A 25,999-nucleotide genomic window follows, 5' to 3' on the forward strand; every position below is an offset into this window, starting at 1 on the left:
AACATGAGTAAAGAAGAAAGTAATGAAGTAAGAGGGACGAACAGAAACGACCAAGAAGTGGGATTGACAACAAGTGATACTCTTTCAGAAGATACTGGTGTACTCAACACAATTGAAATACCAATAGCTGGATTTTGGATCCGTGCTTGGGCTTATCTTTTTGATCTTTTAGTTGTTGTTAGTTTAAATGGAATTGTAATCGCCCCTTTTTATTTACTTGGTGATGTCGCTGAATTCTCGATAGGTACTTTCACTATTGTTGGAATTGTTAGCACGCTCATCAGTTTTGGATATTTTACAGTAATGACAAAATTGCTCGGTCAAACTTTAGGCAAAATGGTATTTGGTTTAAAAGTTTATTCTTACGATCATCTAGAAATGACTTGGTTAGACGTCGTTTTTCGAGAAGTTGTAGGAAGATATATTCATCAGTCATTACTAGTTACAAATGTTCTTTACCTAATCGTAGCTTTCTCTCCAGAGAAAAGAGGCCTTCATGACAGGGTTGGAAGAACGTTTGTGGGGATGGAATCTCGAAAGACTAAATCAATTATCCAAAAGAAAAGTGAAAAAAATAATGAATTAAAACCTGACATGGCATAATGTCAGGTTTTTTTTTCGTGTTTTGGTCATAATAAGTTGGAAGATGTTGGACCGTGAAGGAGGAAAACCATGTATGTAACTTTAACCGTACTTGGGATTGTATTTTTGCTACTGATTCTTGTATGTATTATGAAGCTTACTATTGAAACAAAGATAAAGACTGAGAATAAAGACTTTGATGGCGAAATAAGGTTTTTTCTTTATTTCAGATGGCTAGGTTACAAGATGAAAATACCCGCAATCGATTTAGACAAGGAAAGCCCCTCTATTGTTTTTAAAGAATCAGACGAAGCATTAGAAGAGGATGGACAAGATAAGAAAAAGAAGTTTTCAATTTTTGAGTTGATTTATGATTTAGAGTTACTTAGTGAGTTTTTACGAAATACGGTTGGCTTTTATAAGATTTTGCAAAAGTTTTTAAAAAAGATTTCAATAACGAACCTAAGTTGGGATACTAAATTTGGTTTAGAAGAAGCGGATAAAACCGGTGCAGCTTGTGGAGTAGTATGGTCTTTGAAAGGGGGGATACTAGGCATACTGGCGAAATATATGAAGCTAAAGTCTTCTCCGAACATGCAAGTGCAACCGCTTTTTAATCAGTTGTATTTGTCATCTTCATTTCAATGCATGGTTTCCTTTAGGATGGGTTATGCTATTCTTACGGTTATAAAGGTACTTTTGCACAGAAGAAAGGTTAAAGGTAAACGAAAGGTTAAATTTAAACATTCGAAAGGGAGGAACATACATGTCTGAGCATCCAATTCAAGGATTAATGAAAACAGCAATGGAAAATCTTAAGGATATGGTGGACGTCAATACAATTATTGGAGATCCGGTAGAAACGCCGGATGGAAGTGTTATCCTGCCAGTATCTAAAGTTGGCTTTGGTTTTGCAGCTGGTGGTAGTGAATTTGTGATACAAGACCATACTGCGGGATCCGAAACCGAACATAAACATCCATTTGGCGGAGGTAGTGGTGGTGGTGTTTCTATTACTCCAATCGCATTTTTAGTCGTAAGCGGAAAAGGTGTTAAAATGATTCATTTAAATCACCAAGCCCATTTCTATGAAAAATTAATGGAATTTACACCACAAGTAATTGATAAAATTCAACAGATGGTGCAACCTTCTTCATCTTCATCTGGTCAGCAATCTGGAATGAGTGCTCCACCGCCACCACCTCCAACAACTCCACCTGAAGAACCATATGGCGGTTAATACAGTTTCTGAATCGTAGCTCTGTTTACGTGCTGGGTATTTGTGGTATTCTTACTATGTGATAAGAAATTATTATAGGAGGAGATCTACAAATGGCAGCAGTAACATTTAAAGAGAAACCAGTAACACTTACAGGAAAGCAACTTTCTGTAGGCGATAAAGCTCCAGAATTCACAGTACTTGCTACAGATCTTTCAGAGGTGAAATTATCTGATTCCAAAGGGAAAGTACGCCTTATCAGTGTTGTCCCATCTATTGATACAGGAGTGTGTGAAGCACAAACCCGTAAATTCAATGAAGAGGCAGCAGAGCTTGGAAACGTAGAAGTATTAACGATAAGTGTTGACTTACCATTCGCACAAAGAAGATGGTGTGCAGCTGAAGGAATTGAAAATGTGCAAACATTGTCAGATCACCGCGATCTAGATTTCGGTAAGAAGTTTGGTGTTGCTATCGAAGAACTTCGTCTTCTTTCTCGTTCTATTTTTGTGGTAGATAGTTCAGATACTGTGACTTATGTGGAATATGTTCCCGAAGTGACAAACCATGTTAATTATGATGCTGCCCTTGCAGCCGCTAAACAAGCTAAATAAAACTCCGAAAAGCACCTTCTCCCACAGATGGTGCTTTTCTTATGGTAAAAAATGGGGGGTCTGACCCCATAAAGTATAAAATCACACGATTGTCATCCTATGTTTTGCCAATTAGTATTTGATTCGGTACAATACTTAGATATGCAACGGAACAGATAAAAAGGAAGTGACAATAGTGGAAGCAACTACCAATACAGAAAAAATATATAATGTCCTTGATGAAGGGGCAGAATTACTAAAGAAGGAATTAGATTTGTTGTACATTGATGCACTTGGCCATATGGGTGAAAATATGTTCCAAGGTCAATCTGTGCAAAAGCTTTCAGATAGTAACAGTAAAGAAATGGAATTGCTTTTAAAAAGTTTACCCAATAGCCAGGATGTGGCTCCTGAAGAGTACCGACGGGCTGTTCAACTAGCTGCTTTAAAAGGGATGAAAGAGGCAACTCAGCCTCATCATGCGATGACTCCGGATGCTGTTGGACTGTTCATTGGCTACTTAGTCAATAAATTATTGAGCTATGACACAGAGGCAATTAAACCAGTATTAATGGACCCGGCTGTTGGTTCTGGTAATCTTATGACTTCGGTAATGAACCAGGTTGAAAAGCAAACACACTTCATCGGAGCTGAGCCTGATGAGACACTGCTACGGATTGCTTACGTAAACGCAAATTTACAAAAGCATTCTGTTGATTTGTTTCATCATGATAGTGTTGATGCGGATACTGTCAAGGATGTAGATTTAATTGTTTCCGATTTACCACTTGGTTATTACCCTAATGACCAGGTAGCCAGTAAATTTGAAACAGTTGCAGATAAAGGACATTCTTACGTTCATCATTTATTAATTGAACAAGCTATGACACGCGTAAAAAAAGGTGGTTTTTTAGTATTCATCGTCCCTAATCAGATTTTTCAAACGGACCAATCTAAAAAGCTTCATTCGTTCATTAAAAAAGAAGCTGTCATTTACTCCTTTATGCAATTACCAGATACGATGTTCAAAAGCAAAGAGGCAGGTAAAAGTATTTTAATACTGAGAAAAAATAAACAAGGAATGGCCGAACCGAAACAAGCACTCTTGGTTGAACTACCCTCATTTTCGAAGGAAGCAGCACTTGCCGATATGATGAAAAGAATTTCTGCTTGGCTGGATGATCATCTTAAAATTGAAAAGAATCATTCATAAAAATTTCACATTTCATTTATCTGTACTATGTACTACTCAAATAAAATGCTGTTTAGGTACAGCTCGATGTTAAGAGACTCCTTGGTAATTGACCATAGCAGTATTTTATGTTCCATATTGTGTTATAGTTCTGTTTTTCATAATGGGTGAAACAGAGGTTGCAATCTATCTTTTTGCATGGTTTAATTGTCTATGGTGTACGTATAATTATAAATAATTAATTAGGGAAAATACTACGTGTTACATGTAATTTAGAATAAAGGAGCGAAATCCATGACAAAAATAATTGCGATTAATGCTGGAAGCTCATCATTAAAGTTTCAATTGCTGGAAATGCCTAGTGAAGAAATTATTACAAAAGGTCTTGTAGAACGAATCGGACTTGATGATGCTGTATTTATGATAGAGGTAAACGGGGATAAGCGAGAGCAAACGTTAGAAATCAAGGATCATTCAAAAGCAGTAGAGATTTTATTGGACAAGCTAATTAGCTATAAAATTATCGGTTCCCTTGACGAAATCGGTGGAATTGGTCATCGAGTAGTGCATGGGGGAGAAAAGTTTAATCATTCGGTTCTAATCACTGAGGAAGTTATTAAAGGCATTGAAGATGTTTCAGAGCTAGCACCACTGCATAATCCCGCCAATCTTGTAGGGATACGAGCATTCAAAAAAATATTGCCTAATATACCGTCAGTGGCTGTCTTTGATACAGCATTTCACCAGACGATGCCAGAAGGATCATACTTATACAGCCTTCCTTATGAGTATTACGAGAAATATGGGATTCGTAAATATGGTTTCCACGGGACTTCTCACAAATATGTCTCAGAAAGAGCGGCTGATATGCTCGGCAGACCACTGGAAAACTTACGACTGATCTCTTGTCACCTAGGTAATGGAGCAAGTATTGCAGCAATTGAGGGCGGTAAATCTATTGATACATCCATGGGATTCACCCCACTTGCTGGTGTTACTATGGGAACACGTTCTGGTAATATCGATCCGGCGCTGATTCCGTATATTATGGAAAAAGCAAATCTATCAGCGGAAGAAGTGATGGATGTTCTTAACAAAAAAAGTGGAATGCTGGCTTTGTCTGGTTTTTCGAGCGATCTTCGAGATATCGAGCTTCGCGCAATTGAAGGAGACGATCGTGCAACATTAGCTCTAGAAGTGTTTACGTCCCGTATTCACAAATATATTGGCTCATATGCTGCAAGAATGCACGGGTTGGATGCTGTTATTTTCACAGCTGGAATTGGTGAGAATAGCGAAACGATTCGAGCTAAAGTTATGGAAGGTCTAGAGTTTATGGGCATTTATTGGGATCCGAAATTAAATAAAATCAGAGGGAAAGAGGCATTTTTAAATTATCCTCACTCTCCAGTTAAGGTAATGGTTATTCCGACGAATGAGGAAGTTATGATCGCTAGAGATACAATGGAATTAAGCTAGTCATTACTAGATGAATAAACATTAAAAAGGCACTAAAAAGTTATTTAAACTTTTTAGTGTCTTTTCCCATTCCGGTATTAGAAGTGTGAGACCTGTACTTCATCTCCAGTTCGATACCATATCCATAAGTCATTAATAATAGAAGCCAATTCTGCAATATCGCTGTTTAATTCGCAACTGCGGGTAAAATTAGATTCACGATATAGTTGATCTTGTAAATCATTAATCTGCATTTCGATATCTTTTATACGATCTGGAATATTACCGCGATACTGCTCCCACTTTGCCAAGATATCTCCTTGTGCAGTAATATCAAGATCTTCCCATTTTTTGTTTAAGTCCGGAAGATTTATACCGAGGCGAGTGTTAAAGGTGAATTCTACATTCATACTTGACCTCCAACTATTGAGAATCAGTTCTAACTATTAGAACATCGCATTTAGCATGGCGTGTAATATGCTCGGATACGCTGCCTATCAGGAATCGTTCCACTGCATTTAAGCCTGTCGCTCCTGTGACAATTAGGTCGACTTCATATTTAGATGCTACATCTTTAGCAATCTTTACTTTAGGAGAACCATAGTCAAGCACAATAGTAACATCAGTTACACCATTAGATATCGCTTCTTTTTTAAAGTCTTCGAGCATGTCTTTTGCATATTTTTCGGCTTCTGAGAGAACTGTTTGGTCATAATGTTCGATGGAAGCGAAAGATCTGGTATCAACAATGTGAGTTAGAAACAGTTTTGCATGATGATCTTTTGCCAACAATGAAGCTTTCTTAAAAGCACGCTTAGCTTCTGAAGAACCGTCCACAGCGACTAAAATTTTATTGTATTTTACTGACATAGAAATACCTCCTTCTATAATCGTAAAGATGAACTAGTACATCTTAATTATAACAAATCTTGAGTAAAACAACGAATATAGAAAAGACTTATTCATTAATAGTTGACGTTTTTATAGAAGGGCATTTATATTTTTGAGTCTATTTATTTTTCCTTTACATATTTAAATCAGTATAATATAAAAGAGAAGTCAGATGAAAAATAATAACTTTGAAAATTTTCTGCAGAAATGAGGTTGAACGAATGCGTCATGCATTAATCACCGCAGGAACGAAAGGTCTTGGAAAAAAAGTAACAGAAGAGTTTTTACTGAATGGGTATTCTGTAACAGTGAATTACCGAAATGATAATGGAACAATCGAAAAACTAAAGCAGGAATGGAAAGAGTATAGTGACTACGTCCAATTTGTAAAGGGTGATGTGACAAAAAAAGAAGATTTAAAGAGACTTGTCACCGAAGCTTTTCAACGATTTGAAAGAATAGATGTGTTAATACTTAATGCAGGTCCTTATATTTTTGAAAGAAAAAAACTTGTTGATTATAACGACGAAGAATGGGAACAAATGATGAATGGGAATCTTAATTCAGCTTTTCATTTATTGAAAGCTGTGATACCTATTATGAGAAAACAACAGTTTGGAAGAATCATTACCTATGGTTTTCAGGAAGCAGGTAATGCACCGGGATGGCTTTACAGGTCTGGTTTTGCTGCTTCAAAAGTTGGATTAGTTTCTTTAACGAAAACGATTTCTATTGAAGAGGCTGAAAATGGCATTACAGCAAACATGGTTTCTCCGGGAAAGATTTCAGGGGAGATGAAAGAAGCTACAATTGAACAATCTACTGCTGTTTTGGATGAAGAAACACCAGTGGGAAGGTCTGGTACAGGCGAAGATATTGCAAGAGCTGTTTTATTTTTATGTGATCCAAAATCAGGGATGATTACAGGAACAATCATGGAAGTTACTGGAGGAGTTGACGTTCTTCATCAATTCAGATAATCTACGAATGGTTATCCATCTATTTCCACATACTATTCCAGAGGTGTTGTAAAATGTGGATGAAGGTTATTCTTCTTATCTTTTTGAGTATGGGATTGAGTTCCGTTGTTTACGCGGATTATCCTTGGCTCCAAGATGAAACGTTAAAAGTGACAATTGTGACGGACGATATATTGTATGAATGGGAATATGAAAACCCTGATCAATTTGAGTACGAAGAAGGAAATACGATTTACCGAGGCGATAAGGCCAAAAAGTCATTCGAAGAAATTCTTCAATATATAGATTTGTCTGAACCAGAGTTAAAGGAACGATTGATTCAACAACTTTCGGACAGGTATGCTGGCTTGAATCGAATTACGGTAAAGAAAAAAGATATGAACCAATGTCTCCAAACATGGTTGTGGGATAAAAAACAAATATAACAGCTGACTGTAAGAGTTAAATAGAGGTTTCTATCATGTATAAAGAAGGGGACAGGAAAAGTTTAAGTTAACTTTTCCTGTCCCCTTCTTTTGGTTCGAAGATAACAATTTATAAATTGGCAGCCACCTTCACACCGTACGTATCAAGGGAAACCCACCTCCTTTCGAGTAGCACCTACACGCAGTTCGTAGGTGCTACTCGTAGCGGCGGAAGCTGACGCTGTATTTAATAAAAGACGGCTATGCCGTTTTTCTTAAATTCTACAATGGAACAATGGTTAAATCTTTTGGGAATTGGGTCAGTATTTCAAAACCATCCTCAGTAATGATAATATCATCTTCAATTCTCACGCCTGCTTGATTAGGGATGTATATACCTGGTTCAATGGTGAATACCATCCCTGATTTTAGTGAATCTGTATTCTGATCACTTAAAGAAGGAAATTCATGAACTTCAATTCCAAGTCCATGTCCGATTCGATGGGGGAAATAGTCTCCATATCCCTGTTTTGAAATAAAGGACCGTGCTTCTGAATCTAACTTGGAAATAGGATTGCCGGGTGCACAAGCTAGCAGCGATCTTCTTTGTGCTTCCAGTACTGTATTATAAATTTCTTCATCCTCTTTTTTTATGTGGTCAAAAAACACCGTTCGGGTAATGTCTGAGGCATAACCTTTCCACATTACGCCGAGATCGAATAAAACTGCATCCCCTTTTTTTAGTTGGCGGTCTCCTGGATTTCCGTGAGGATCTCCAGCATTCTCCCCGAATAAAACCATGGTAGAGAATGACATTTCTCTAATCCCGATTCGTTTAAGAGAATATTCAACAGCTGCTAGTACTTCCATTTCCGTAACACCTTCACGAAGAGCATTAATACCGGCCAATACCCCTTCGTCGGCAAAGTGTGCAGCTTCTTTAAGGATAGCTATCTCTTTGGAGTCTTTGACTAATCTAAGCGCATGCAGAAGGGAATCAGCTTCCTGGAATTTCACATCTTCGATAACTGACTCCAAGGCATTCATACGTGCCCATGACATGCTCGTTTCAATAGCAAATTGAGTTGGTTGAAGGTTTTGATCAATGAAGTATTCTAAAATTTTCTGCCAGGGATTTTCTGTATCACTGTAGCTGATAATATCTCCATCGGTGAAGACTGTTTTAACTTGATTTACTTCCATGTTAGGACAAATCATTATTGGTGAACTGGTCTGAAATATAATGACTGCTACAAGTCTTTCATGGGGATTTGTATCGAATTGGGTAAGGTAAAATACATTAGCTCTCGTTTGGACCATCAAAGCGTCAATCTTTTTATGTTTCATTTTATCTTTCAATTCTAGGATGCGTGTATTCATTTCTTTTCCTCCTAAGGCAGTACGATAATTAATTTTATGATAGCATAAACGAATAAATCGGATGCATAATTTAAAACGAGATAGGGTATTTAAATTAAATATAGCTTACTTATTAGAAAAAAGGAGAGAAATCTTATATGAAAATATCTTATCACGGTCATTCTGTCGTAAAAATTGAGACAAACGGAACAAATATTTATATTGATCCTTTTATAAATGGAAATGGTCAAACCGATCTTGTAGCAGATGATACAAAAGCAGATATTATTTTGTTAACGCATGGTCATAATGATCATGTTGGAGATACTGTAGAGATTGCCAAACGAAACGACGCACTAGTAGTGGCGCCTTTTGAACTAGCTACATATCTAGGTTGGCAAGGAGTGAATACTCATCCAATGCACATAGGCGGAGCACATGAGTTTGGTTTTGGTACAGTGAAGTATACCTTGGCTTTTCATGGATCATCTTATACAGAAGAAGAAAACCAAAAAATTGTTTATACAGGAATGCCAGGAGGAATTCTGTTTACTGCTGAAGGAAAAACGATTTATCATGCGGGGGACACGGCCCTTTTCTCTGACATGAAATTAATTGGTGAAATGAATGATATTGATGTTGCTTTTCTTCCAATTGGGGACAACTTCACTATGGGACCTGATGATGCACTGAAAGCTGCTGAGTGGACTGGTGCAAAAAAGGTTGTACCGATACACTATAATACATTTCCGGTTATTGAACAGGATCCTAAAGCTTTCACTGACAAGGTTAAACCAGGTGAGGGTTTACTACTCAACGCTGGTGATGAAATAAATATTTAGTAGGGGATAAAGAATAATGATTGAAAGGTATTTTACTATTGCTGACACTGATGCACTGAACATGGTTTGAGTGGAATGTTGATGTAATACTTTAGTATTGCACTAACAGGCAGTGCTTAGTTTAACAAGATCAAATAGAAAACAGAACACTTGTAATCCAAGTGTTCTGTTTTCTATTTGATCTATTATTTAATGCGAAACAACTGTGTTTTGTATGTTTATTTGACCTGTTCCTTTCCATTTTGTCCACGGTATCGGGACTACTAATTCAGGAACACGACCCTTTATTATTCAATGGATTGAAAATTAGTTAATATATATATGAAGTTATCAAGATTCGCGTTGATCTAAGTATTCTAATACTTCCTGGTCATATTTTTGACTTAAATACACTCCATCCAGTCTTTCGGAAGACTTAGCCAGATGTTTTTCAAATAATGTCGGCATAAGTTCTTTCCAAATGACTGTCCGAGTGACATAGTCGCGATCAAATCCCTTCATAAACTCATCAATTGACAGATCCAATCCTTCAGACATGCCAATAATCGATGGGGGGATATTTTGCTGATATACTTCTAAATTATACGAGGCCTGAGACGCGACGGCATCTTCATTTACAGAAATCGAATATTCCTCAAAAGCATATTCTTTCCAAGCATTTTCATATTCAGCTCTTTCTTGAGCTCTCTGAAATATTTCCTCATTTGAATAACTTTCATTGTATTCATGATTTTGAATGTAGTAGCGAATAAACCACTTCCTTTGTAACTCTTCGTGTAAAAGCGGCTTTTGTACTCGTAACACATGCAAGGCTTCTATAGTTAATGCTTTGTAATCCTCACTAGTTAAGCTTATTTGCTGTTCACCAAAAATAGCTTCAACTGGCTCATTTTCATAGATAGTATCAGTTTGTATATCATTTTGGTCACTGCAGGATATTAACAACAGGATTGATCCTATTGCACTAGCTAAGATGGGATGGATTCGGACCATACACGAACCTCCATTTCAATCAGATAAATTCTAGGTATTTAATTATTTAGTAACAGAGTAGAAATACACATGTCAGCTTGAGATTTATTGAACACTTAGTACACTTCAAACCTTCGAACGGTAATAACAAAGCAATAAATTCACTAAAATAGATATAAAAGATAATAGTTTTTTAAAGACCTCAATGCAGTTTTTCTTAATTATACCTCTTTATTTCCCTATATACCCTAATACGAAAAAATTGTAAGCATTATTTAATAAAAATGTTCTGTTAACAGGTAAAATCTTGATGTGGAGATGAATGAAGATTATACTTGTAGTAGTACAGAGCTGAAAAAGTGGGTAAACAGTTTAATATAGGAGGGATTAAACCAATAATGACAAAGCATGAACAAATACTACAGCACATTCGTTCCTTAGAGGTAGGGAATAAAATATCCGTGCGGCATATTGCAAAAGAGTTAAATGTCAGTGAAGGAACTGCTTATAGAGCTATCAAAGATGCCGAAAATCAGGGCTTGGTCAGTACCATTGAAAGAGTTGGTACTATCCGCATAGAAAAGAAACAGAAAGAAAACATTGAGAAACTAACATATGCAGAAATTGTAAATGTTGTTGAAGGTTCTGTTTTAGGTGGGCGAGATGGTTTATATAAGACTTTAAATAAATTTGTAATTGGAGCTATGAAGGCCGAACAGATGATGAGATATGTTGAAGCGGGTAACCTATTAATCGTGGGTAACCGGGAACAAGTGCATAAACTTGCATTAGAAGAAGGATCTGCTGTATTAATCACAGGTGGTTTTGATACAAATGAAGAGGTTAAGCAAATAGCGGACAGACTAAACCTTCCGATTATTTCAACTTCATACGATACATTTACGGTAGCTACAATGATCAATCGAGCAATTTATGACCAGTTAATTAAAAAGGAAATAATTTCTGTGGAAGATATATTAATCCCAATAGAGAATACAAATTTTTTAACTCTTTCCCATACAGTAGAAAAATGGCATGAGTTAAATAACAAAACAGGACATAGCCGTTATCCGATTGTGGGAGAAGATTTAAAACTTCATGGTATTGTGACTGCCAAGGATGTAATGGGAATAACACCATTTGTCGAAGTGGAAAAAATTATGACGAAGCAACCTATTACCGTTACAAGCGGTACCTCTGTAGCTTCTGCTGCTCATATGATGATATGGGAAGGGATTGAATTATTACCCGTAATCACTAAGAGTAAGAAACTTATTGGTGTTATTAGCCGGCAAGATGTTTTAAAAGCCTTGCAAATGATTCAACGTCAGCCTCAAGTTGGCGACACAATTGAGGATCTGGTGACACGACATTTTGAAGATGTTTCTACACCAAATGAATATGCATTTCAGCTTGAAGTGACCCCGCAAATGACAAATCATTTAGGGACAATTTCTTATGGAGTAATGACAACAATTGTCACAGAGGCCGGGAGCAGAGTTTTACGGAAGCATAAAAAAGGGGAACTAGTTGTAGAAAATATAACGTTATTTTTCATTAAGCCTGTTCAAATAGATTCGGTGATGTATATTCGACCGCAAGTATTAGAGGTAGGACGCAAATTCGGGAAAGTAGATGTGGAACTATTCCATGAAAATCAGATGGTTGGAAAAGCGATGTTGATGGCTCAATTGATTGATAGATAAGTGTAAAAATACGAGGAAGAAATAAGGTTAAACCTTATTTCTTCCTCGACAATTAAACAAACATTACCTAGTTACTTCTTTGAGTTGCAGCTTTTTCCATCGTTTCAGCTTCTTTTTTTGCGTGAGGTGCAATTTCTTTGTGTTGCTTTAATCCGAAATATAGATTAGCAATTCCGTAAACGAAGAAAAGTAAAGCAATAACAGCAGCCACCGATGATAACAGGTTTAAATAGCTGTTAATTGCGAAGGATATAAAGAAAATACCTACTGTAATACTCCCTTTTGTTCCATACCATCGTTTAGCCATTGGTCCAGTAGAACGTACTTGTTGCACCTTGAAGTATACGAAAAATAGTAAAGAACTGATTATAAGAAACATGAGAAGGAAAGTCATCGTTAATTACTCCTTTAAATTTAAGTGAGTGATATATAAGCCTCTCTATTGTAAAGTAGCATGAAGAGAGAGGCAACAGCAATTTAAAAGTACTTTCCAAGGAGGAGAAAAAGTGAAAAAACAAATCATTGAAAAAATAAAGCAGTGGGATACGATAATTATACATCGTCACGCTCGCCCCGATCCTGATGCAATAGGTTCTCAGGCTGGTTTAAAAGCATTAATTAATTTGTACTTTCCTGATAAAAGTGTCAAATTAGCCGGTGAGGAAGAAGCGTCATTATCATTTCTTTCCCCAATGGATACTATTTCTGATGAGGGATTTTCTAATTCTCTTGTCATTGTGTGTGATACCGCGAATGTGGATAGGATAGATGATGAAAGATATAAGAATGGACAAGAAGTAATTAAAATTGATCATCATCCAAATGTAGATGAATATGGGTCTGTTTCATGGGTAGATACTTCAGCAAGTTCCACAAGCGAAATGATTTTTGAACTTTTCTTGGAATTGGAAAAAGAAGCGGTTAAATGGTGTGACAACATGGCAAGGCTTCTGTATGCCGGTATCGTGGGCGACACAGGAAGATTTCGATTCCCGAACACTACGCAAAAGACATTTCTTTATGCCAGCAGGCTCATACAAGGTGCATTTGCACCAGGAGATATTTTTGACCGTCTTTATGAGAAGTCACTGCCATTACTTCGATTAGAAGGATATGTATTATCAGAAATAACAGTATTGCCTTCAGGTGCCGGTTACATAACCCTACCTAAGGAAAAATTGGTCCAATTCGGTGTTACTTCAAAAGAAGCTTCGATGATTGTAAATAGTTTTTCCGCGTTAAAAGGAATCAAAGCTTGGGTATTTTTTGTAGAGGAATCTGATACCATTCGGGTTCGTTTAAGATCAAAAGGTCCTCATATTCATGAACTAGCGGCGAGGTTTAATGGTGGTGGCCATCCACTTGCATCAGGAGCATCGGCAAATTCCTGGGATGAAACAAAAGAAATCTTGGCTCAATTAGATAAATTATGTCAGGATTATAAGTAAAAGGTAAAAGGAATTAAAGGAACTTCGGGGGTGATGAGTGAATTTATACATCACCCCTAAATTCTTAAGCTTTCTTTTTTGGTGTGATCCAAGAACCTACGTCTGTGGTTTCTTCTATAAAATCAATGTCATGTAAAACAAGCTCTTTTTTAATTTTATTCAGTACTTCTTGGGACTCCGCAAAGGCAGTATATCCTAATCGGATTGATTTAATCTTATCCTCAGCAATTTTACTACGACTAATTACTTTCATATTCGTACCCCCTTCATTCTCTGATACTTATAGTATACCGAAGAGAACTTTGAGGTGTATCATTCTTCATGATTGTTTGATAAATTGACATAAATGAAAGAAGTGACCTTTTGATTGCTTCATTCTTACTCTGCTAAAACAATCTCGACATGTATTTCTACCGTTGTGTATAAAAGTAATTGCCGTACTTTAAGCTTGTATCGTTTATCATTCACAATAAATGTTTTATTCTCGACGGATTTAATAATAAAATCATGTGAAGCAAAAACGGTCTCAATATTGCGTGACCTAACCTCTTCAAGTTCACTTTCTAGAGACCCTCGTAATTCGTGTAACGTTAACTCGCTTAACTTCACCTCTTCTTGATTGATAAAATTTATATGAATATCTTGAACGGTTAGTAATTGTTCGTTGTCTCTATTTTGTTCATCCTGGTCTTCTCTAAGGATTTCTATCGTTTTTTCGTTTTTTTCAATTTCAGTCGACTGATTTCCAATTTGCAAGATTAATTTCTCGTGAACAGTGCCAAAATGAAAGAGGAAAAAAAGCCAACCGAAAATTAGCCCTAGAAAAAAACCAGCAAAAAAACGTTGCCAGCTAATTTCACGATGAAAAGGGGGGATTCTCATTTGACACCTTCCTGTGTAATCCATTGAATGAGTACAGTGCCGCTGTGTGCTCCTGATAATGCAGCAAAAATAACGACAATCGTTCGGAAAATATCGGCATGAGTACCTTCGAATATTCCTCGTTCTAATGAAGAAATAGCTTCAAATGTCCCTCCAATTGCAGCTACAAGTGCCCAAATCTTTAAACTTGAGGCTAAATCATACATAATAGACAATGGCGGTTTTCCTATAAGGTAGGCTCCAATTCCACCTAATATTGTCCCGCCAATGATCACACCAAAGGCGACAAAAAAATCAATAATTAACGTAGCTAGAAAGTCTTTATCCATCAGGAGTCCTCCTTGTAAATCAGGCTCTGTTTCATATATATGGACAAAGCCTCTGAGGTATTCCTGTATATTTAAGGATGAATCAAACATGTGTTTGCGTTATAATGAAAGTGAATCATTTGAAAATTAAGGGGGGATACCCATGTCATTTGTTCATCTACATGTTCACAGTGAGTTCAGTTTGCTTCAAAGTGCCGCCAAAATAGCCGATATCGTAAGCCTTGCAGCGGAACTAAACTTTCCAGCCGTGGCATTAACAGATATTAATGCGATGCATGGCGTCATTCCATTTTATAAAGCATGTAAAGAAAAAGGAATTAAACCCATTATCGGTGTGGAGCTTCATTACAATGAAAAGGAACTTTCTGGTCGGGAAGGGCCAAAATACAGTTTATTATTTCTAGCAAAATCAAATAAAGGATATAGGTCTCTATTAACACTTACTACACTTGCTCAAACGAGAGAAAATAAGCAATATCCATACATTACATATAGTGATTTAGAAAAACATGCAGTTGATATAATCATTATCAGCCCTTTTGAAACAGGCGAAATGCAGTTCTTATTGCAAAATGGTCAAAAAGCAGAAGCAAACCAGGTTCTTGACAATCTTAGAAAGATTGTTGTTGAACAAGATGTTTATGTAGAAATTCAAAATCACTGGCGTCGTGAAGAAAGAGAACGACTTCTTGCTATTCGTGAGTGGCAGCTAGAAAGGACTATCCCAATAGTTGCTTCTAATCACGTGCACTTCCTGAAGAAAGAACAAAAAGATGCGCATCGAGTTCTGAATGCGATAAGGCTAGGAGAGAAGTTAGACACGTTACCTGCGGGCGTAACCTCAGAAGAATATACCTTCAAGAGCCAGCAGGAAATGAAAGAGCTTCTCCCTTCATGGGAGAACGCCATAAATGAGACTGAGAAAATCTCAGAGCGCTGTGAAGTTACGATAGCTTTAGGAGAACCGGTTTTACCCGAGTTTCCAGTGCCTCAAGGGTTTACTTCCCACACCTTTTTAAAACATCTATGTGACTTAGGTGTGAAGGAACGCTTTCAAGATCCACAAGAAAATGTATGGCAGCGGTTAGCATACGAATTGGAAGTTATATCAACAATGAATTATGAAGATTACTTTCTTATTGTTGCTGATTTCATGAAATACGCTCATGATAATCATATTTTAACAGGACCTGGAAGAGGTTCGGCAGCTGGTTCAATAGTCGCTTATGTTCTTAAAATTACGAATGTTGATCCGTTAGAACATGATCTTCTTTTTGAAAGATTCTTAAACCCGGAACGTGTATCCATGCCAGATATTGATATTGATTTTTCGGATACTCAAAGGGATGAAGTGATTCAATATGTAGCTGGGAAATACGGCAAGACTCATGTATCACAAATTGTGACGTTTGGAACACTTGCTGCAAAAGCTGCATTGAGAGATTCTGCTCGAGTATTAGACTTGCAGCAAAATAAAATTGATCGTGTAGCGAAGTTAATACCGAGTAAATCGCATATCACACTTCGCCAAGCTATTGCCGAGACACCTGCTCTAAAAGATATGATAGCAGGAGATGAAGAACTGATAACATTATTTCGGATAGCCGAAAATATAGAAGGCCTGCCGCGTCATACATCCATACATGCGGCGGGAGTTGTTATGAGTAAAGAGCCTTTAACGAACGTTGTCCCTTTACAACAGGGAAACGATGGCCTCTATTTAACTCAGTATCCAATGGGCGATTTAGAGGAAATTGGGTTATTGAAGATGGACTTTCTGGGTTTAAGAAATTTAAGCTTCATCGAACGAATCATTCAATTAGTGTTTTCAAATAAAGGGATGAAGATTGAATTAGATCATCTTCCCTGGAATGATAAAAAAACGTTTGATCTATTAAGTGAAGGAGATACGAGCGGAATTTTTCAATTGGAGTCAGCTGGTATGAAACGTGTATTAAAAGGATTAAAACCAAGTGAGTTTGAAGATATCGTTGCTGTCAATGCTTTGTACCGTCCAGGTCCGATGGAAAATATTCCGCTTTACATCGCACGAAAACATGGCGAAAAATCAGTTAGTTATCCCCATGAAGATTTAAAGGGAATTTTAAAATCCACATACGGAGTAGTTATTTATCAAGAACAAATTATGAAAATAGCTTCTCTCATGGCTGGGTTCACATTAGCTGAAGCGGATGTGTTAAGAAGAGCTGTCGGGAAAAAGAAAAAAGAAATATTAGAGGAAACACGTGAACAGTTTGTTCGTGGTGCTAGTAAAAAGAACTACTCGTTGGAGGAAGCAGAGAAAGTTTATGATTTAATTGTTCGATTCGCCGATTATGGTTTCAACCGGAGTCACGCCGTAGCGTATAGTATGATTTCATATCAGCTGGCTTATTTAAAAGCGAATCATTCTCAAGAGTTTTTAAGTAGTTTAATGGACATGTCTATTCATAATCAGGAGAAGCTTTCTGAATACATCTCAGAAGCTAGAAGAAAAAATATAACAGTCATGGGACCTTCCATTCTTCACAGCGGAGCTTTGTTTGAAGTGAAACAAGGGGCTATTTTTATTGGTTTAGCTGCCTTGAAAAATTTAGGACTTCAAGCTATAAAAAATATCATTGAGGAAAGAAGAAACGGACCATTCAAAAACTTGTTTGACCTGTGCTCACGTGTCTCCGGTAAAACCCTTTCCCGTAAAGCATTGGAGTCACTTGTATTTGCAGGAGCGCTGGATGATTTTGGCGTCGAAAGAGCAAGCCAGTTAGCATCTTTAGACGATGCGATGGAATTTGGTGAAAAGGAAAGAGAAAAGCAGTTGCAAAGACAGGATCTTCTCTTTTACGAGGAGGATAGTAATCCAACCTATACGGAAGTTTCTCCTTTGTCTAATAAAGATCATCTTCGTTATGAGAAAGAAGTTTTAGGATTTTATGCTTCAGGACATCCTGTGCAGGACGCCGAAAAATTATTGCACAATTACGACCGATTGAAAATACTACAAATAAAAGAAAAAGATATATGGAAAGATAGAGAATCAGTCAGACTTGCAGGTCTTGTAGAAAATATACGAGTCATCCAAACTAAAAAGAAGGAACAGATGGCTTTTGTTCGTTTATCTGATGAGACTGGAGAAATAGAAATGACTGTTTTCCCGAAAGCTTTTCGTGAATTTGATACAAAGTTGCAAAAAGAAGAATTAGTGTTCATAGAAGGGAAAATTCAGGAGCATCAAGGGGAACGAAAGGTTTTAGTTGATAAATGCACGACTGTAGAAGCGTTACAGAAAAGGGATTCGGAACGAAAAAAACCTGTTTTATTTTTAAATATTACACTTATTCATGAACGAGACGGCACGTTGGAAAAGTTAAAAGAACTGCTTCAGGATACACCTGGAAGTGTTCCTGTAATTCTGAAATATGAATCAAATGGGCAAGCAATACGATTATCAGAAATGTGGAATACTTCTTCAAAACAAGAATTTATATATAAAATTCAAGCAGTTTTAGGACAGAAAAATGTCTTTTTGAAAAATCCATAGATGTAACAGGACTATTAATTTGGTATAATAGGTTTGGTCAAGGGTGGTCAGACCACTATAATTTCATGGAAAAGGGAGAGTGGCACTAGTGACGACTTTGAGAGAAGAAGCATTACATATGCACAGAAAACATAAAGGGAAGATTGAAACAAAATCTAAAGTAGCGGTTCGAAACGCAGAGGACTTATCTTTAGCCTATTCACCAGGAGTTGCAGAACCGTGCAAAGAGATATTTGAGGATCCTCAAATGGTCTATGAATATACAGTTAAAGGAAACATGGTAGCTGTCGTTTCAGATGGAACGGCTGTTTTAGGTTTAGGGAATATAGGACCAGAAGCCGCAATGCCAGTAATGGAAGGTAAAGCAGTGCTTTTTAAATCTTTTGCTGGAGTGGATGCATTTCCTATCTGCTTAAATACAAATGATGTCGACAAAATTGTTGAAACTGTGAAACTAATGGAGCCGACATTTGGAGGAATTAATTTAGAAGATATTGCTGCGCCAAGATGTTTTGAGATCGAAGAACGTTTAAAAAAGGAAATGAATATACCTGTTTTTCATGATGATCAACACGGAACTGCAATTGTTACTGCAGCGGGATTATTAAATGCTTTAAAGATATCCGGGAAATCGTTATCAGAAGTAAAGGTTGTTATTAATGGAGCAGGAGCTGCAGGCATTGCAATTATGAAACTTCTCAAAAGTATGGGCTGCAAACAATTTATTCTTTGCGATTCAAAGGGAGCTATTTATGAAGGGCGTCCTTACGGAATGAATAATTTAAAGCATGAATTATCATTGTTGACGAATTTTGAGAAGCTTGAAGGTTCTTTGGAAGAAGTTATTAAAGAAACAGATGTTTTTGTTGGGGTTTCAGTTGCAGGAGCTTTAACAAAATCAATGGTGGAGTCTATGAATGATAATCCAATCATTTTTGCAATGGCTAATCCAGTTCCAGAGATTATGCCGGATCTTGCTAAAGAAGCAGGAGCAAGTGTTATAGGAACAGGTCGCTCCGATTTTCCGAATCAGGTGAACAATGTCCTGGCTTTTCCGGGAATCTTCCGAGGTGCTTTGGATGTGCGGGCTACTCATATTAACGAAGAAATGAAAGTTGCAGCAGTTAAAGCAATTGCTGAATTAGTAAGTGAAGAGGAACTAAATTCAGATTATGTCATCCCGGCACCATTTGATCCAAGAGTTGCTCCGGCTGTTGCTAAAAGCGTTGCACTAGCTGCCATGGAAACAGGAGTTGCACGAAAAAAAGTTGATCCGGAAGCTGTAGCTAGAAAGACGCGTGAGCTAACAATTATTGAGGACTAGTATACCTGAGTAACTGAAATAGCGCATAGGTTTATATTGGAGGATCAGAAATTATCATGAGTCACAGTGGGAAGATCTATCTAAATATTTTGAAAGAAATTGACCAAATTATTACCCATGATAAGTTGACAAGTGGTGATAAGCTTCCTTCAGAAAGAGATTTAGCAGAACGTCTTAAAGTAGGCAGATCTTCCGTACGCGAGGCATTAAGAGCGTTAGAATTATTGGACCTTATTGAGACACGAAAAGGCGAAGGTACCTTTATTCAACAATCCGGCAGTCATCGATTGGCTGAAGTTCTAGCAAATTTTTTCTTGAAGGATAAGCAAGCAAGACGTGATGTTACAGAGACAAGAAAGCTTATTGAGGTCGAAGCTGTACGTCTTGCATGTACACGAGCTACAGAGCCGCAACTTCATAAACTTAAATCATATATCGAGGCTTCACACGCCACCTGGTCAGGTGGTGAAATTCCGGTAGAAGAAGACTATTTGTTTCACAAAACATTAGTAGAATGCAGTCATAATAATCTTATTTTAAATATTTGGAAACCGTTAGTAGAATACAGTAAGATCGCATTAAAAGAATCTCTCTCAAGACAAGGAAGACCTGAGGATTCCATGAAAGAACACTTCATTATTTATGAATCAGTTGCTCTGGGAGACGAAGAGAAGGCTGTCTCGGCTTTGAAAAATCACTTGGAAAACAGCAGGTTTTGACAGAACTAGTGCAAAAATCCTGGAGGCTACCTTGTTTTTCAGATGAGTACAAGGTATGATTAAACGAAAATTATTCTAGCCGAATGAGATTGTTATGGGGTGAAACAGTGATAAGAGATTTATTTACGAAAAAGAAAAAATACGCAACAATTCCTTCTGAACAAGCGAAACAAGAAGTACCAGAAGGTTTAATGACGAAGTGCCCACAGTGTAAGTCCATTATATATTTCAAAGAATTGAAGAAAACTCTGCTAGTTTGTGATCATTGTGAATATCACCACCGTTTATCTTCAACCGAACGTATCGAAATGACATTGGATGAAGGTAGTTTTCAAGAGTTTGATAAAAACATGGTTGCAAAGGACCCACTGAATTTCCCGGATTATAAAGAGAAATCAGCATTGGATCGAAAAAATACGGGGTTAAATGAGGCCGTAGTAACTGGTAGTGGTACAATTTCCGGTATGGAAGTAATTATCGGAGTGATGGATCCAAGATTCCGAATGGGGAGTATGGGTTCCGTTGTCGGAGAAAAGATGTGCAGGGCGATCAAGATTGCCGCAGATGAGCGAAAACCGTTTATCATGTTTGCAGCTTCAGGTGGAGCCAGGATGCAAGAAGGTGTATTCAGTTTAATGCAGATGGCTAAAACTAGCACTGCTCTGAATCTTCTGCATGAAAAAGGGATTCTATTTATTAGTATAATGACGCATCCTACAACCGGTGGAGTATCAGCAAGCTTTGCTTCACTCGGTGACATAAATCTTGCTGAACCGAAAGCATTGATTGGCTTTGCCGGACGTCGTATTATTGAACAAACAATTCGACAGAAGCTTCCAGATGATTTTCAAACATCTGAATTTTTGTTAGATCACGGACAGTTAGATCAAGTGGTACCGAGAAAAAATATGAAGTCAACATTAACCAATATTTTAGAAATTCACCAAACTTCGTAAAGTCATAAAGGAAGGAGGATTAGAATGTCTGAACAATTGCCATTTGAGAAACCTATTATTGAGCTGAGAAATAAAATTTCCGAACTGAAAACATTCACAAGGGAAAAAGATATTGATCTTTCTGATGAAATTAAAAAATTGGAAGTGAGACTCGAGCAACTGGAAGAAGATATCTATGGAAATATGACAGCCTGGGATCGGGTTCAACTTGCTCGACATAGTAAGCGACCAACTACATTGGACTATATTGAACATCTATTTACTAACTTCATGGAGCTTCATGGAGACCGGTTTTACGGCGACGATGCAGCTATTGTTGGTGGAATTGCAAAGTTTGAGGGGGAACCAGTAACTGTTATCGGTCATCAACGAGGCAAAGGAACAAAAGACAATTTAAAAAGAAATTTTGGAATGCCCCATCCTGAAGGTTTTCGAAAAGCATTAAGACTCATGAAGCAGGCAGAAAAATTTAATCGTCCGGTAATTTGTTTTATAGATACAAAAGGGGCATACCCTGGAAAATCTGCGGAGGAACGAGGGCAAAGTGAGGCTATCGCGAAAAACCTAATTGAAATGGCAGGACTTCGTGTTCCTATCGTTTGTATAGTCATTGGGGAAGGCGGAAGTGGCGGAGCATTAGCGCTAGGCGTTGGAGATAGAATATGCATGTTGGAAAATTCGACCTATTCTGTTATATCGCCTGAGGGTGCTGCTGCATTACTTTGGAAAGACGCGGGACAAGCTAAAAGGGCTGCAGAGACAATGAAAATAACTGCTCCTGATTTGAAAGAATTGGAATTAATTGATGAAATGATTCCTGAAATACGTGGTGGGGCTCATCGTAATTTAGAAGCTCAGTCAGGTTATATTCGACAAACGTTGAAAAGTGCTTTGTTAGAATTAAATAAAATAGACAGAAATGACCTTGTGGAAAAAAGATATGAAAAATTTAATAAAATAGGCGAATTCGACGATGAAAACGGTCTCATTGCTAAAGAATAGGCATTCAGCTTTCTCTTATTTGAGGAAGCCTTTTTACATACGTCCCGTTTCTATTGTTTTTAATAAATGAAAATGGTATTTTTAACACATATTAAAAATTAGGTAGCTAAAAAATTGAGGTGACTGGAAAGAATGAAACGAATTGGTGTTTTAACAAGTGGTGGGGATTCACCAGGTATGAATGCAGCTATTCGAGCAGTTGTTAGAAAAGCGATCTACCATGATCTTGAAGTATATGGCATTTATTATGGTTATGCTGGACTAATCAATGGAGATATAAAAAAACTTGAGCTTGGATCGGTGGGAGATATCATTCACCGTGGAGGCACAATGCTTTACACAGCTCGTTGCGAAGAATTTAAAACGATTGAAGGTCAAAAAAAGGGTATTGAGCAACTTAAGAAATTTGGAATTGAAGCACTTGTAGTTATTGGAGGAGATGGTTCTTTCCGAGGTGCTGAGAAACTTGTAGAACATGGTTATCCAACAATTGGCGTTCCCGGAACGATTGATAATGATATTCCTGGTTCTGATTTTACAATTGGGTTTGATACAGCTCTTAATACAGTCATTGACGCTGTTGATAAGATTCGGGACACTGCCACTTCACATGAACGTACATATGTTATTGAGGTAATGGGTCGTCATGCAGGTGATTTAGCCCTATGGTCAGGATTGGCTGATGGTGCGGAAACCATAATGATTCCTGAAGTCGAAGATAATATGGATGATATTATTAAGCGTTTAAAAAGAGGCCATGACAGAGGTAAGAAGCACAGTATTATTATGGTCGCGGAGGGAGTTGGCTCTGGAGTTGACATCGGTAAAGAAATTCAGAGTAAAACCGACTTAGAAACTAGAGTGACAGTTTTAGGCCATATTCAAAGAGGTGGCTCTCCTACAGCGCAAGACAGAGTCTTAGCAAGTAGATTAGGGGCGAAGGCTGTGGAATTATTGTTAGAAGGACAAGAAGGCAAAATGGTAGGAATTGAAAATAATAAACTTGTTTCACATAATATCGATGAAGCGCTAGCCAGAGGTCATAAGATTGATGAAGAAATGTATAGGCTGTCAAAAGAACTGTCTATTTAATTTGAATTGAAATTTTACTTCTGTGCGATTTCATTGCTAGGACATTATGTTGTCCTAGCTTTCGTGTGAGAAAAATGACAGACTCAGAAAATAAACAGATAAAGAGTTAGAATTTAAAGGAGGAATTACAATGAGAAAGACAAAGATTGTATGTACAATCGGACCAGCAAGTGAGTCACCAGAAAAATTAACAGATCTTATCGCTGCGGGAATGAACGTAGCACGCCTTAACTTTTCACATGGCGACTTCGAAGAGCATGGTGCGCGTATTAAAAATATCCGTGAGGTAGCAGAAAAAACAGGCCATAACGTAGCCATTCTTTTGGATACGAAAGGTCCGGAGATTCGAACGCAAACTCTAGAAGGCGGAGTAGCTGAGTTAATTAAAGGCAGCACTGTGAAAGTATCAATGACTGAAATTCTAGGTAATAAAGATCAATTTTCAGTTTCTTATCCGAACTTAATTAATGACGTTCATGTAGGTTCAACAATCCTTTTAGATGATGGTTTAATTGAACTTAAAGTGATAGAAATTGGTGAAGGTGAGTTAATTACCGAAGTTATTAACAGTGGTGTTCTTAAAAATAAAAAAGGCGTGAATGTACCTAATGTCAGTGTAAACCTTCCAGGTATTACTGAGAAAGATGCAAGTGACATTGTGTTTGGTATTGAACAAGATGTAGATTTTATTGCTGCATCTTTTGTAAGACGAGCTTCTGATGTATTAGAAATACGTGAATTACTTGAAAAACACCACGCACACCACATTCAAATTATTCCGAAGATAGAAAACCAAGAAGGTGTCGATAATATCGATGAAATTCTTGAGGTATCTGACGGATTAATGGTTGCGCGTGGAGATCTAGGTGTTGAAATTCCTCCTGAAGATGTACCTTTAGTGCAAAAAGAACTTATTAAAAAATGTAATAGATTAGGGAAGCCGGTCATAACTGCTACGCAAATGCTTGATTCCATGCAGCGTAACCCGCGTCCAACCCGTGCAGAGGCAAGTGATGTAGCGAATGCTATTTTTGATGGCACTGACGCAATTATGCTCTCTGGAGAAACAGCAGCAGGGATTTATCCAGTAGAATCTGTTATTACGATGAGAAATATCGCCGTAAAGACAGAAACAGCGTTGGAGCATGAAGACATTCTTAAGAGAATATCAAAAGAAAGTGAGCATACTGTCACAGAAGCTATCAGTCAATCTGTTTCCCATACTGCATTAAATTTGCATGCAGCAGCTATATTGACAGCAACGCAAAGTGGACATACAGCAAAAATGATCTCTAAGTATCGACCGGAATCACCTATTATTGCTGTTACTCATAGTGCGCGCGTTTGTCGTTCTCTAGCTCTAGTTTGGGGAGTTTTTCCTCAGGTCGGTAAAACAGTGGAATCTACAGATGAAATGCTACAACTTTCAGTCGATGGAGCGCTTAAAAGTGGTCTCGTGAAAAATGGTGATTTAGTAGTAATTACAGCTGGTGTTCCAATTGGAGAAAAGGGTACTACAAACCTCTTAAAAGTACATGTTATTGGAGAAGTAGTAGCTAGAGGTCAAGGTATTGGAAGAAGATCGGCTACAGGCAACGTGGTTGTTGCAAATACCGCGGAAGAAGCAATTGCTAAAACACAAAAAGGGGACATCATTATTACGAAAAGTACGGATCGTGACATGATGATTGCCTTCGAAAAGGCATCTGCAGTTATCACAGAACAAGGTGGACTAACCTCTCATGCAGCAGTTGTCGGTTTAAATCTTGGAGTACCTGTTATTGTAGGTGTTGAAAATGCTACTCAAATGTTTACTGACGGTGATGAAATAACGGTAGATGGAACTCACGGAAAGATTTACAAAGGGCATGCAAGTATTTTATAATATATAATAAGGATGTCATCAAAGGTCACAGAGATCTTTGGTGACATTTTTTTAGAAGGTAAGAAAGTATAAGATGACAGCTATCTTTTAAGTAACAGCCATTATCAAAGGTATATTCTTTAAAAGTTACTTGAAATTGAAAGGAAGAAAACAATGGGTAAAATATTTTTGTTACTTTTAATCGTAGTTCCTGCTTTGGAAATTTTTGTATTAATACTTTCAGGGAATGTGATCGGTATTCCAATGACGATTATTTTAATCATCCTTACCGGAATTCTTGGTGCTACGTTAGCTAAGAAAGAAGGTTTGAATGCTATTAGGACAGCTCAAATGCAGGCTTCTCAAGGTCAGATGCCTAGCGGAGTCTTGTTAGATGGTATTTGTATTCTAGTTGGAGGAGTTGTTTTATTAACTCCAGGCTTTATCACAGATGCAATCGGTTTTTTTCTATTAATTCCACAAACAAGGGCTGTTTTCAAGGGCTTCTTGCTAAAATTCATACAAAGAGCAATGAAATCAGGAAATGTTGTTTTTGTTTCTAACAATCCCTGGAATAGAAAACGCTAAAAAAGCCTCAAGTTAGTAACTTGAGGCTTTTTTAATTGAGAATATATATAAGTGTT

The 25,999-nt window shown here is 37.4% G+C and carries 27 protein-coding genes; 19 read left to right on the forward strand and 8 right to left on the reverse strand.

Annotated elements, in window-relative coordinates; translation table 11 throughout:
• The first annotated feature begins 3 nt into the window (after positions 1–3).
• The 6 genes from CEF18_RS01560 to CEF18_RS01585 all read left to right on the forward strand — a co-directional run bounded on the left by CEF18_RS01560 (position 4) and on the right by CEF18_RS01585 (position 5,065).
• Complete coding sequence (locus tag CEF18_RS01560) at positions 4–603, forward strand: RDD family protein (protein ID WP_110934850.1); 600 nt, start codon at positions 4–6, stop codon at positions 601–603.
• Positions 604–672: 69 nt separating this feature from the next.
• Entirely contained in the window at positions 673–1,356 is a 684-nt protein-coding gene (locus CEF18_RS01565; RefSeq protein WP_110934851.1) for a DUF2953 domain-containing protein, read from the forward strand.
• Positions 1,349–1,822, forward strand: a complete 474-nt coding sequence (gene ytfJ, locus CEF18_RS01570) for a GerW family sporulation protein (RefSeq protein WP_110934852.1) — start codon at positions 1,349–1,351, stop codon at positions 1,820–1,822. The genes CEF18_RS01565 and ytfJ overlap by 8 nt, the downstream gene beginning before the upstream one ends.
• A 92-nt stretch (positions 1,823–1,914) precedes the next feature.
• On the forward strand, positions 1,915–2,415 hold the full coding sequence (tpx, locus tag CEF18_RS01575; protein WP_110934853.1) for a thiol peroxidase: 501 nt from the start codon (positions 1,915–1,917) through the stop codon (positions 2,413–2,415).
• Between the two features lie 175 nt (positions 2,416–2,590).
• Positions 2,591–3,607: a class I SAM-dependent methyltransferase gene (locus tag CEF18_RS01580; RefSeq protein WP_110934854.1), complete on the forward strand. Its 1,017-nt coding sequence runs from the start codon at positions 2,591–2,593 to the stop codon at positions 3,605–3,607.
• A gap of 273 nt (positions 3,608–3,880) precedes the next feature.
• Positions 3,881–5,065, forward strand: coding sequence for an acetate kinase (locus CEF18_RS01585; protein ID WP_110934855.1), 1,185 nt, complete (start codon positions 3,881–3,883; stop codon positions 5,063–5,065).
• Between the two features lie 77 nt (positions 5,066–5,142).
• On the opposite strand, the gene CEF18_RS01590 is transcribed toward CEF18_RS01585, so the two are convergent.
• Both CEF18_RS01590 and CEF18_RS01595 read right to left on the reverse strand, forming a co-directional pair.
• Positions 5,143–5,454, reverse strand: a complete 312-nt coding sequence (locus CEF18_RS01590) for a hypothetical protein (protein WP_110934856.1) — start codon at positions 5,452–5,454, stop codon at positions 5,143–5,145.
• A gap of 13 nt (positions 5,455–5,467) precedes the next feature.
• Positions 5,468–5,914, reverse strand: coding sequence for a universal stress protein (locus CEF18_RS01595; protein WP_110934857.1), 447 nt, complete (start codon positions 5,912–5,914; stop codon positions 5,468–5,470).
• 242 nt (positions 5,915–6,156) lie between these two features.
• Here CEF18_RS01595 and CEF18_RS01600 point away from each other — a divergent pair, with 242 nt between their 5' ends.
• Positions 6,157–6,915, forward strand: coding sequence for an SDR family oxidoreductase (locus CEF18_RS01600; RefSeq protein WP_110934858.1), 759 nt, complete (start codon positions 6,157–6,159; stop codon positions 6,913–6,915).
• 53 nt (positions 6,916–6,968) lie between these two features.
• Positions 6,969–7,340 (forward strand): hypothetical protein, encoded by a 372-nt coding sequence (locus CEF18_RS01605; protein ID WP_110934859.1) that lies wholly within the window; start codon positions 6,969–6,971, stop codon positions 7,338–7,340.
• A gap of 261 nt (positions 7,341–7,601) precedes the next feature.
• Here CEF18_RS01605 and CEF18_RS01610 read toward each other — a convergent pair whose 3' ends face one another.
• On the reverse strand, positions 7,602–8,699 hold the full coding sequence (locus CEF18_RS01610) for a M24 family metallopeptidase (protein WP_110934860.1): 1,098 nt from the start codon (positions 8,697–8,699) through the stop codon (positions 7,602–7,604).
• A gap of 137 nt (positions 8,700–8,836) precedes the next feature.
• Between CEF18_RS01610 and CEF18_RS01615 the strand changes: the two genes are divergently transcribed.
• A complete protein-coding gene (locus CEF18_RS01615; protein WP_110934861.1) occupies positions 8,837–9,520 on the forward strand; it encodes a metal-dependent hydrolase in 684 nt (227 codons plus the stop codon).
• A 330-nt stretch (positions 9,521–9,850) separates the two neighbouring features.
• Here CEF18_RS01615 and CEF18_RS01620 read toward each other — a convergent pair whose 3' ends face one another.
• Positions 9,851–10,513 (reverse strand): hypothetical protein, encoded by a 663-nt coding sequence (locus CEF18_RS01620; RefSeq protein WP_110934862.1) that lies wholly within the window; start codon positions 10,511–10,513, stop codon positions 9,851–9,853.
• A gap of 377 nt (positions 10,514–10,890) precedes the next feature.
• Between CEF18_RS01620 and CEF18_RS01625 the strand changes: the two genes are divergently transcribed.
• On the forward strand, positions 10,891–12,198 hold the full coding sequence (locus CEF18_RS01625; protein WP_110934863.1) for a DRTGG domain-containing protein: 1,308 nt from the start codon (positions 10,891–10,893) through the stop codon (positions 12,196–12,198).
• A 67-nt stretch (positions 12,199–12,265) separates the two neighbouring features.
• On the opposite strand, the gene CEF18_RS01630 is transcribed toward CEF18_RS01625, so the two are convergent.
• The gene (locus CEF18_RS01630) at positions 12,266–12,592 is read right to left on the reverse strand and encodes a YtpI family protein (protein WP_110934864.1); all 327 of its coding nucleotides are present in this window, start codon (positions 12,590–12,592) and stop codon (positions 12,266–12,268) included.
• A gap of 112 nt (positions 12,593–12,704) precedes the next feature.
• Between CEF18_RS01630 and CEF18_RS01635 the strand changes: the two genes are divergently transcribed.
• Complete coding sequence (locus tag CEF18_RS01635; protein ID WP_110934865.1) at positions 12,705–13,646, forward strand: DHH family phosphoesterase; 942 nt, start codon at positions 12,705–12,707, stop codon at positions 13,644–13,646.
• 64 nt (positions 13,647–13,710) lie between these two features.
• On the opposite strand, the gene CEF18_RS01640 is transcribed toward CEF18_RS01635, so the two are convergent.
• From CEF18_RS01640 to CEF18_RS01650, 3 genes are all read right to left on the reverse strand, one after another.
• Positions 13,711–13,899: a hypothetical protein gene (locus CEF18_RS01640; RefSeq protein WP_110934866.1), complete on the reverse strand. Its 189-nt coding sequence runs from the start codon at positions 13,897–13,899 to the stop codon at positions 13,711–13,713.
• A 125-nt stretch (positions 13,900–14,024) separates the two neighbouring features.
• Positions 14,025–14,528: a sporulation membrane protein YtrI gene (gene ytrI, locus CEF18_RS01645; protein WP_110934867.1), complete on the reverse strand. Its 504-nt coding sequence runs from the start codon at positions 14,526–14,528 to the stop codon at positions 14,025–14,027.
• Entirely contained in the window at positions 14,525–14,857 is a 333-nt protein-coding gene (locus tag CEF18_RS01650) for a sporulation membrane protein YtrH (RefSeq protein WP_110934868.1), read from the reverse strand. The genes ytrI and CEF18_RS01650 overlap by 4 nt, the downstream gene beginning before the upstream one ends.
• Positions 14,858–14,999: 142 nt before the next feature.
• On the opposite strand from CEF18_RS01650, the gene dnaE reads away from it, so the two are divergent.
• The 8 genes from dnaE to CEF18_RS01690 all read left to right on the forward strand — a co-directional run bounded on the left by dnaE (position 15,000) and on the right by CEF18_RS01690 (position 25,943).
• Complete coding sequence (gene dnaE / locus CEF18_RS01655) at positions 15,000–18,398, forward strand: DNA polymerase III subunit alpha (RefSeq protein WP_110934869.1); 3,399 nt, start codon at positions 15,000–15,002, stop codon at positions 18,396–18,398.
• Positions 18,399–18,486: 88 nt separating this feature from the next.
• Positions 18,487–19,722, forward strand: a complete 1,236-nt coding sequence (locus CEF18_RS01660) for an NADP-dependent malic enzyme (RefSeq protein ID WP_110934870.1) — start codon at positions 18,487–18,489, stop codon at positions 19,720–19,722.
• A 56-nt stretch (positions 19,723–19,778) separates the two neighbouring features.
• A complete protein-coding gene (locus CEF18_RS01665) occupies positions 19,779–20,441 on the forward strand; it encodes a FadR/GntR family transcriptional regulator (protein WP_110934871.1) in 663 nt (220 codons plus the stop codon).
• Positions 20,442–20,548: 107 nt separating this feature from the next.
• Entirely contained in the window at positions 20,549–21,397 is an 849-nt protein-coding gene (gene accD / locus CEF18_RS01670) for an acetyl-CoA carboxylase, carboxyltransferase subunit beta (RefSeq protein ID WP_110934872.1), read from the forward strand.
• 24 nt (positions 21,398–21,421) lie between these two features.
• Positions 21,422–22,399, forward strand: coding sequence for an acetyl-CoA carboxylase carboxyl transferase subunit alpha (accA, locus tag CEF18_RS01675; protein WP_110934873.1), 978 nt, complete (start codon positions 21,422–21,424; stop codon positions 22,397–22,399).
• Positions 22,400–22,531: 132 nt separating this feature from the next.
• Complete coding sequence (gene pfkA, locus CEF18_RS01680) at positions 22,532–23,491, forward strand: 6-phosphofructokinase (RefSeq protein ID WP_110934874.1); 960 nt, start codon at positions 22,532–22,534, stop codon at positions 23,489–23,491.
• Between the two features lie 130 nt (positions 23,492–23,621).
• Complete coding sequence (gene pyk, locus CEF18_RS01685) at positions 23,622–25,376, forward strand: pyruvate kinase (protein WP_110934875.1); 1,755 nt, start codon at positions 23,622–23,624, stop codon at positions 25,374–25,376.
• A gap of 153 nt (positions 25,377–25,529) precedes the next feature.
• Entirely contained in the window at positions 25,530–25,943 is a 414-nt protein-coding gene (locus CEF18_RS01690) for an FxsA family protein (RefSeq protein ID WP_110934876.1), read from the forward strand.
• Positions 25,944–25,999: the final 56 nt, after the last annotated feature.

Source organism: Salipaludibacillus neizhouensis (assembly GCF_002886185.1).
GTDB lineage: Bacteria > Bacillota > Bacilli > Bacillales > Salisediminibacteriaceae > Salipaludibacillus > Salipaludibacillus neizhouensis.

Bases quoted from the DNA above. Each gene is read 5' to 3' on its own strand.
- CEF18_RS01610 (WP_110934860.1), bottom strand. From the start codon at position 8,699: ATGAATACACGCATCCTAGAATTGAAAGATAAAATGAAACATAAAAAG.
- dnaE (WP_110934869.1), top strand. From the start codon at position 15,000: ATGTCATTTGTTCATCTACATGTTCACAGTGAGTTCAGTTTGCTTCAA.
- CEF18_RS01665 (WP_110934871.1), top strand. From the start codon at position 19,779: ATGAGTCACAGTGGGAAGATCTATCTAAATATTTTGAAAGAAATTGAC.
- CEF18_RS01600 (WP_110934858.1), top strand. From the start codon at position 6,157: ATGCGTCATGCATTAATCACCGCAGGAACGAAAGGTCTTGGAAAAAAA.
- pfkA (WP_110934874.1), top strand. From the start codon at position 22,532: ATGAAACGAATTGGTGTTTTAACAAGTGGTGGGGATTCACCAGGTATG.
- ytrI (WP_110934867.1), bottom strand. From the start codon at position 14,528: ATGAGAATCCCCCCTTTTCATCGTGAAATTAGCTGGCAACGTTTTTTT.
- CEF18_RS01625 (WP_110934863.1), top strand. From the start codon at position 10,891: ATGACAAAGCATGAACAAATACTACAGCACATTCGTTCCTTAGAGGTA.
- CEF18_RS01565 (WP_110934851.1), top strand. From the start codon at position 673: ATGTATGTAACTTTAACCGTACTTGGGATTGTATTTTTGCTACTGATT.
- tpx (WP_110934853.1), top strand. From the start codon at position 1,915: ATGGCAGCAGTAACATTTAAAGAGAAACCAGTAACACTTACAGGAAAG.
- CEF18_RS01590 (WP_110934856.1), bottom strand. From the start codon at position 5,454: ATGAATGTAGAATTCACCTTTAACACTCGCCTCGGTATAAATCTTCCG.
- CEF18_RS01640 (WP_110934866.1), bottom strand. From the start codon at position 13,899: ATGAAAGTAATTAGTCGTAGTAAAATTGCTGAGGATAAGATTAAATCA.
- pyk (WP_110934875.1), top strand. From the start codon at position 23,622: ATGAGAAAGACAAAGATTGTATGTACAATCGGACCAGCAAGTGAGTCA.
- CEF18_RS01605 (WP_110934859.1), top strand. From the start codon at position 6,969: ATGTGGATGAAGGTTATTCTTCTTATCTTTTTGAGTATGGGATTGAGT.
- ytfJ (WP_110934852.1), top strand. From the start codon at position 1,349: ATGTCTGAGCATCCAATTCAAGGATTAATGAAAACAGCAATGGAAAAT.
- CEF18_RS01560 (WP_110934850.1), top strand. From the start codon at position 4: ATGAGTAAAGAAGAAAGTAATGAAGTAAGAGGGACGAACAGAAACGAC.
- CEF18_RS01630 (WP_110934864.1), bottom strand. From the start codon at position 12,592: ATGACTTTCCTTCTCATGTTTCTTATAATCAGTTCTTTACTATTTTTC.
- CEF18_RS01620 (WP_110934862.1), bottom strand. From the start codon at position 10,513: ATGGTCCGAATCCATCCCATCTTAGCTAGTGCAATAGGATCAATCCTG.
- CEF18_RS01615 (WP_110934861.1), top strand. From the start codon at position 8,837: ATGAAAATATCTTATCACGGTCATTCTGTCGTAAAAATTGAGACAAAC.
- accA (WP_110934873.1), top strand. From the start codon at position 21,422: ATGTCTGAACAATTGCCATTTGAGAAACCTATTATTGAGCTGAGAAAT.
- CEF18_RS01595 (WP_110934857.1), bottom strand. From the start codon at position 5,914: ATGTCAGTAAAATACAATAAAATTTTAGTCGCTGTGGACGGTTCTTCA.
- CEF18_RS01585 (WP_110934855.1), top strand. From the start codon at position 3,881: ATGACAAAAATAATTGCGATTAATGCTGGAAGCTCATCATTAAAGTTT.
- CEF18_RS01690 (WP_110934876.1), top strand. From the start codon at position 25,530: ATGGGTAAAATATTTTTGTTACTTTTAATCGTAGTTCCTGCTTTGGAA.
- CEF18_RS01650 (WP_110934868.1), bottom strand. From the start codon at position 14,857: ATGGATAAAGACTTTCTAGCTACGTTAATTATTGATTTTTTTGTCGCC.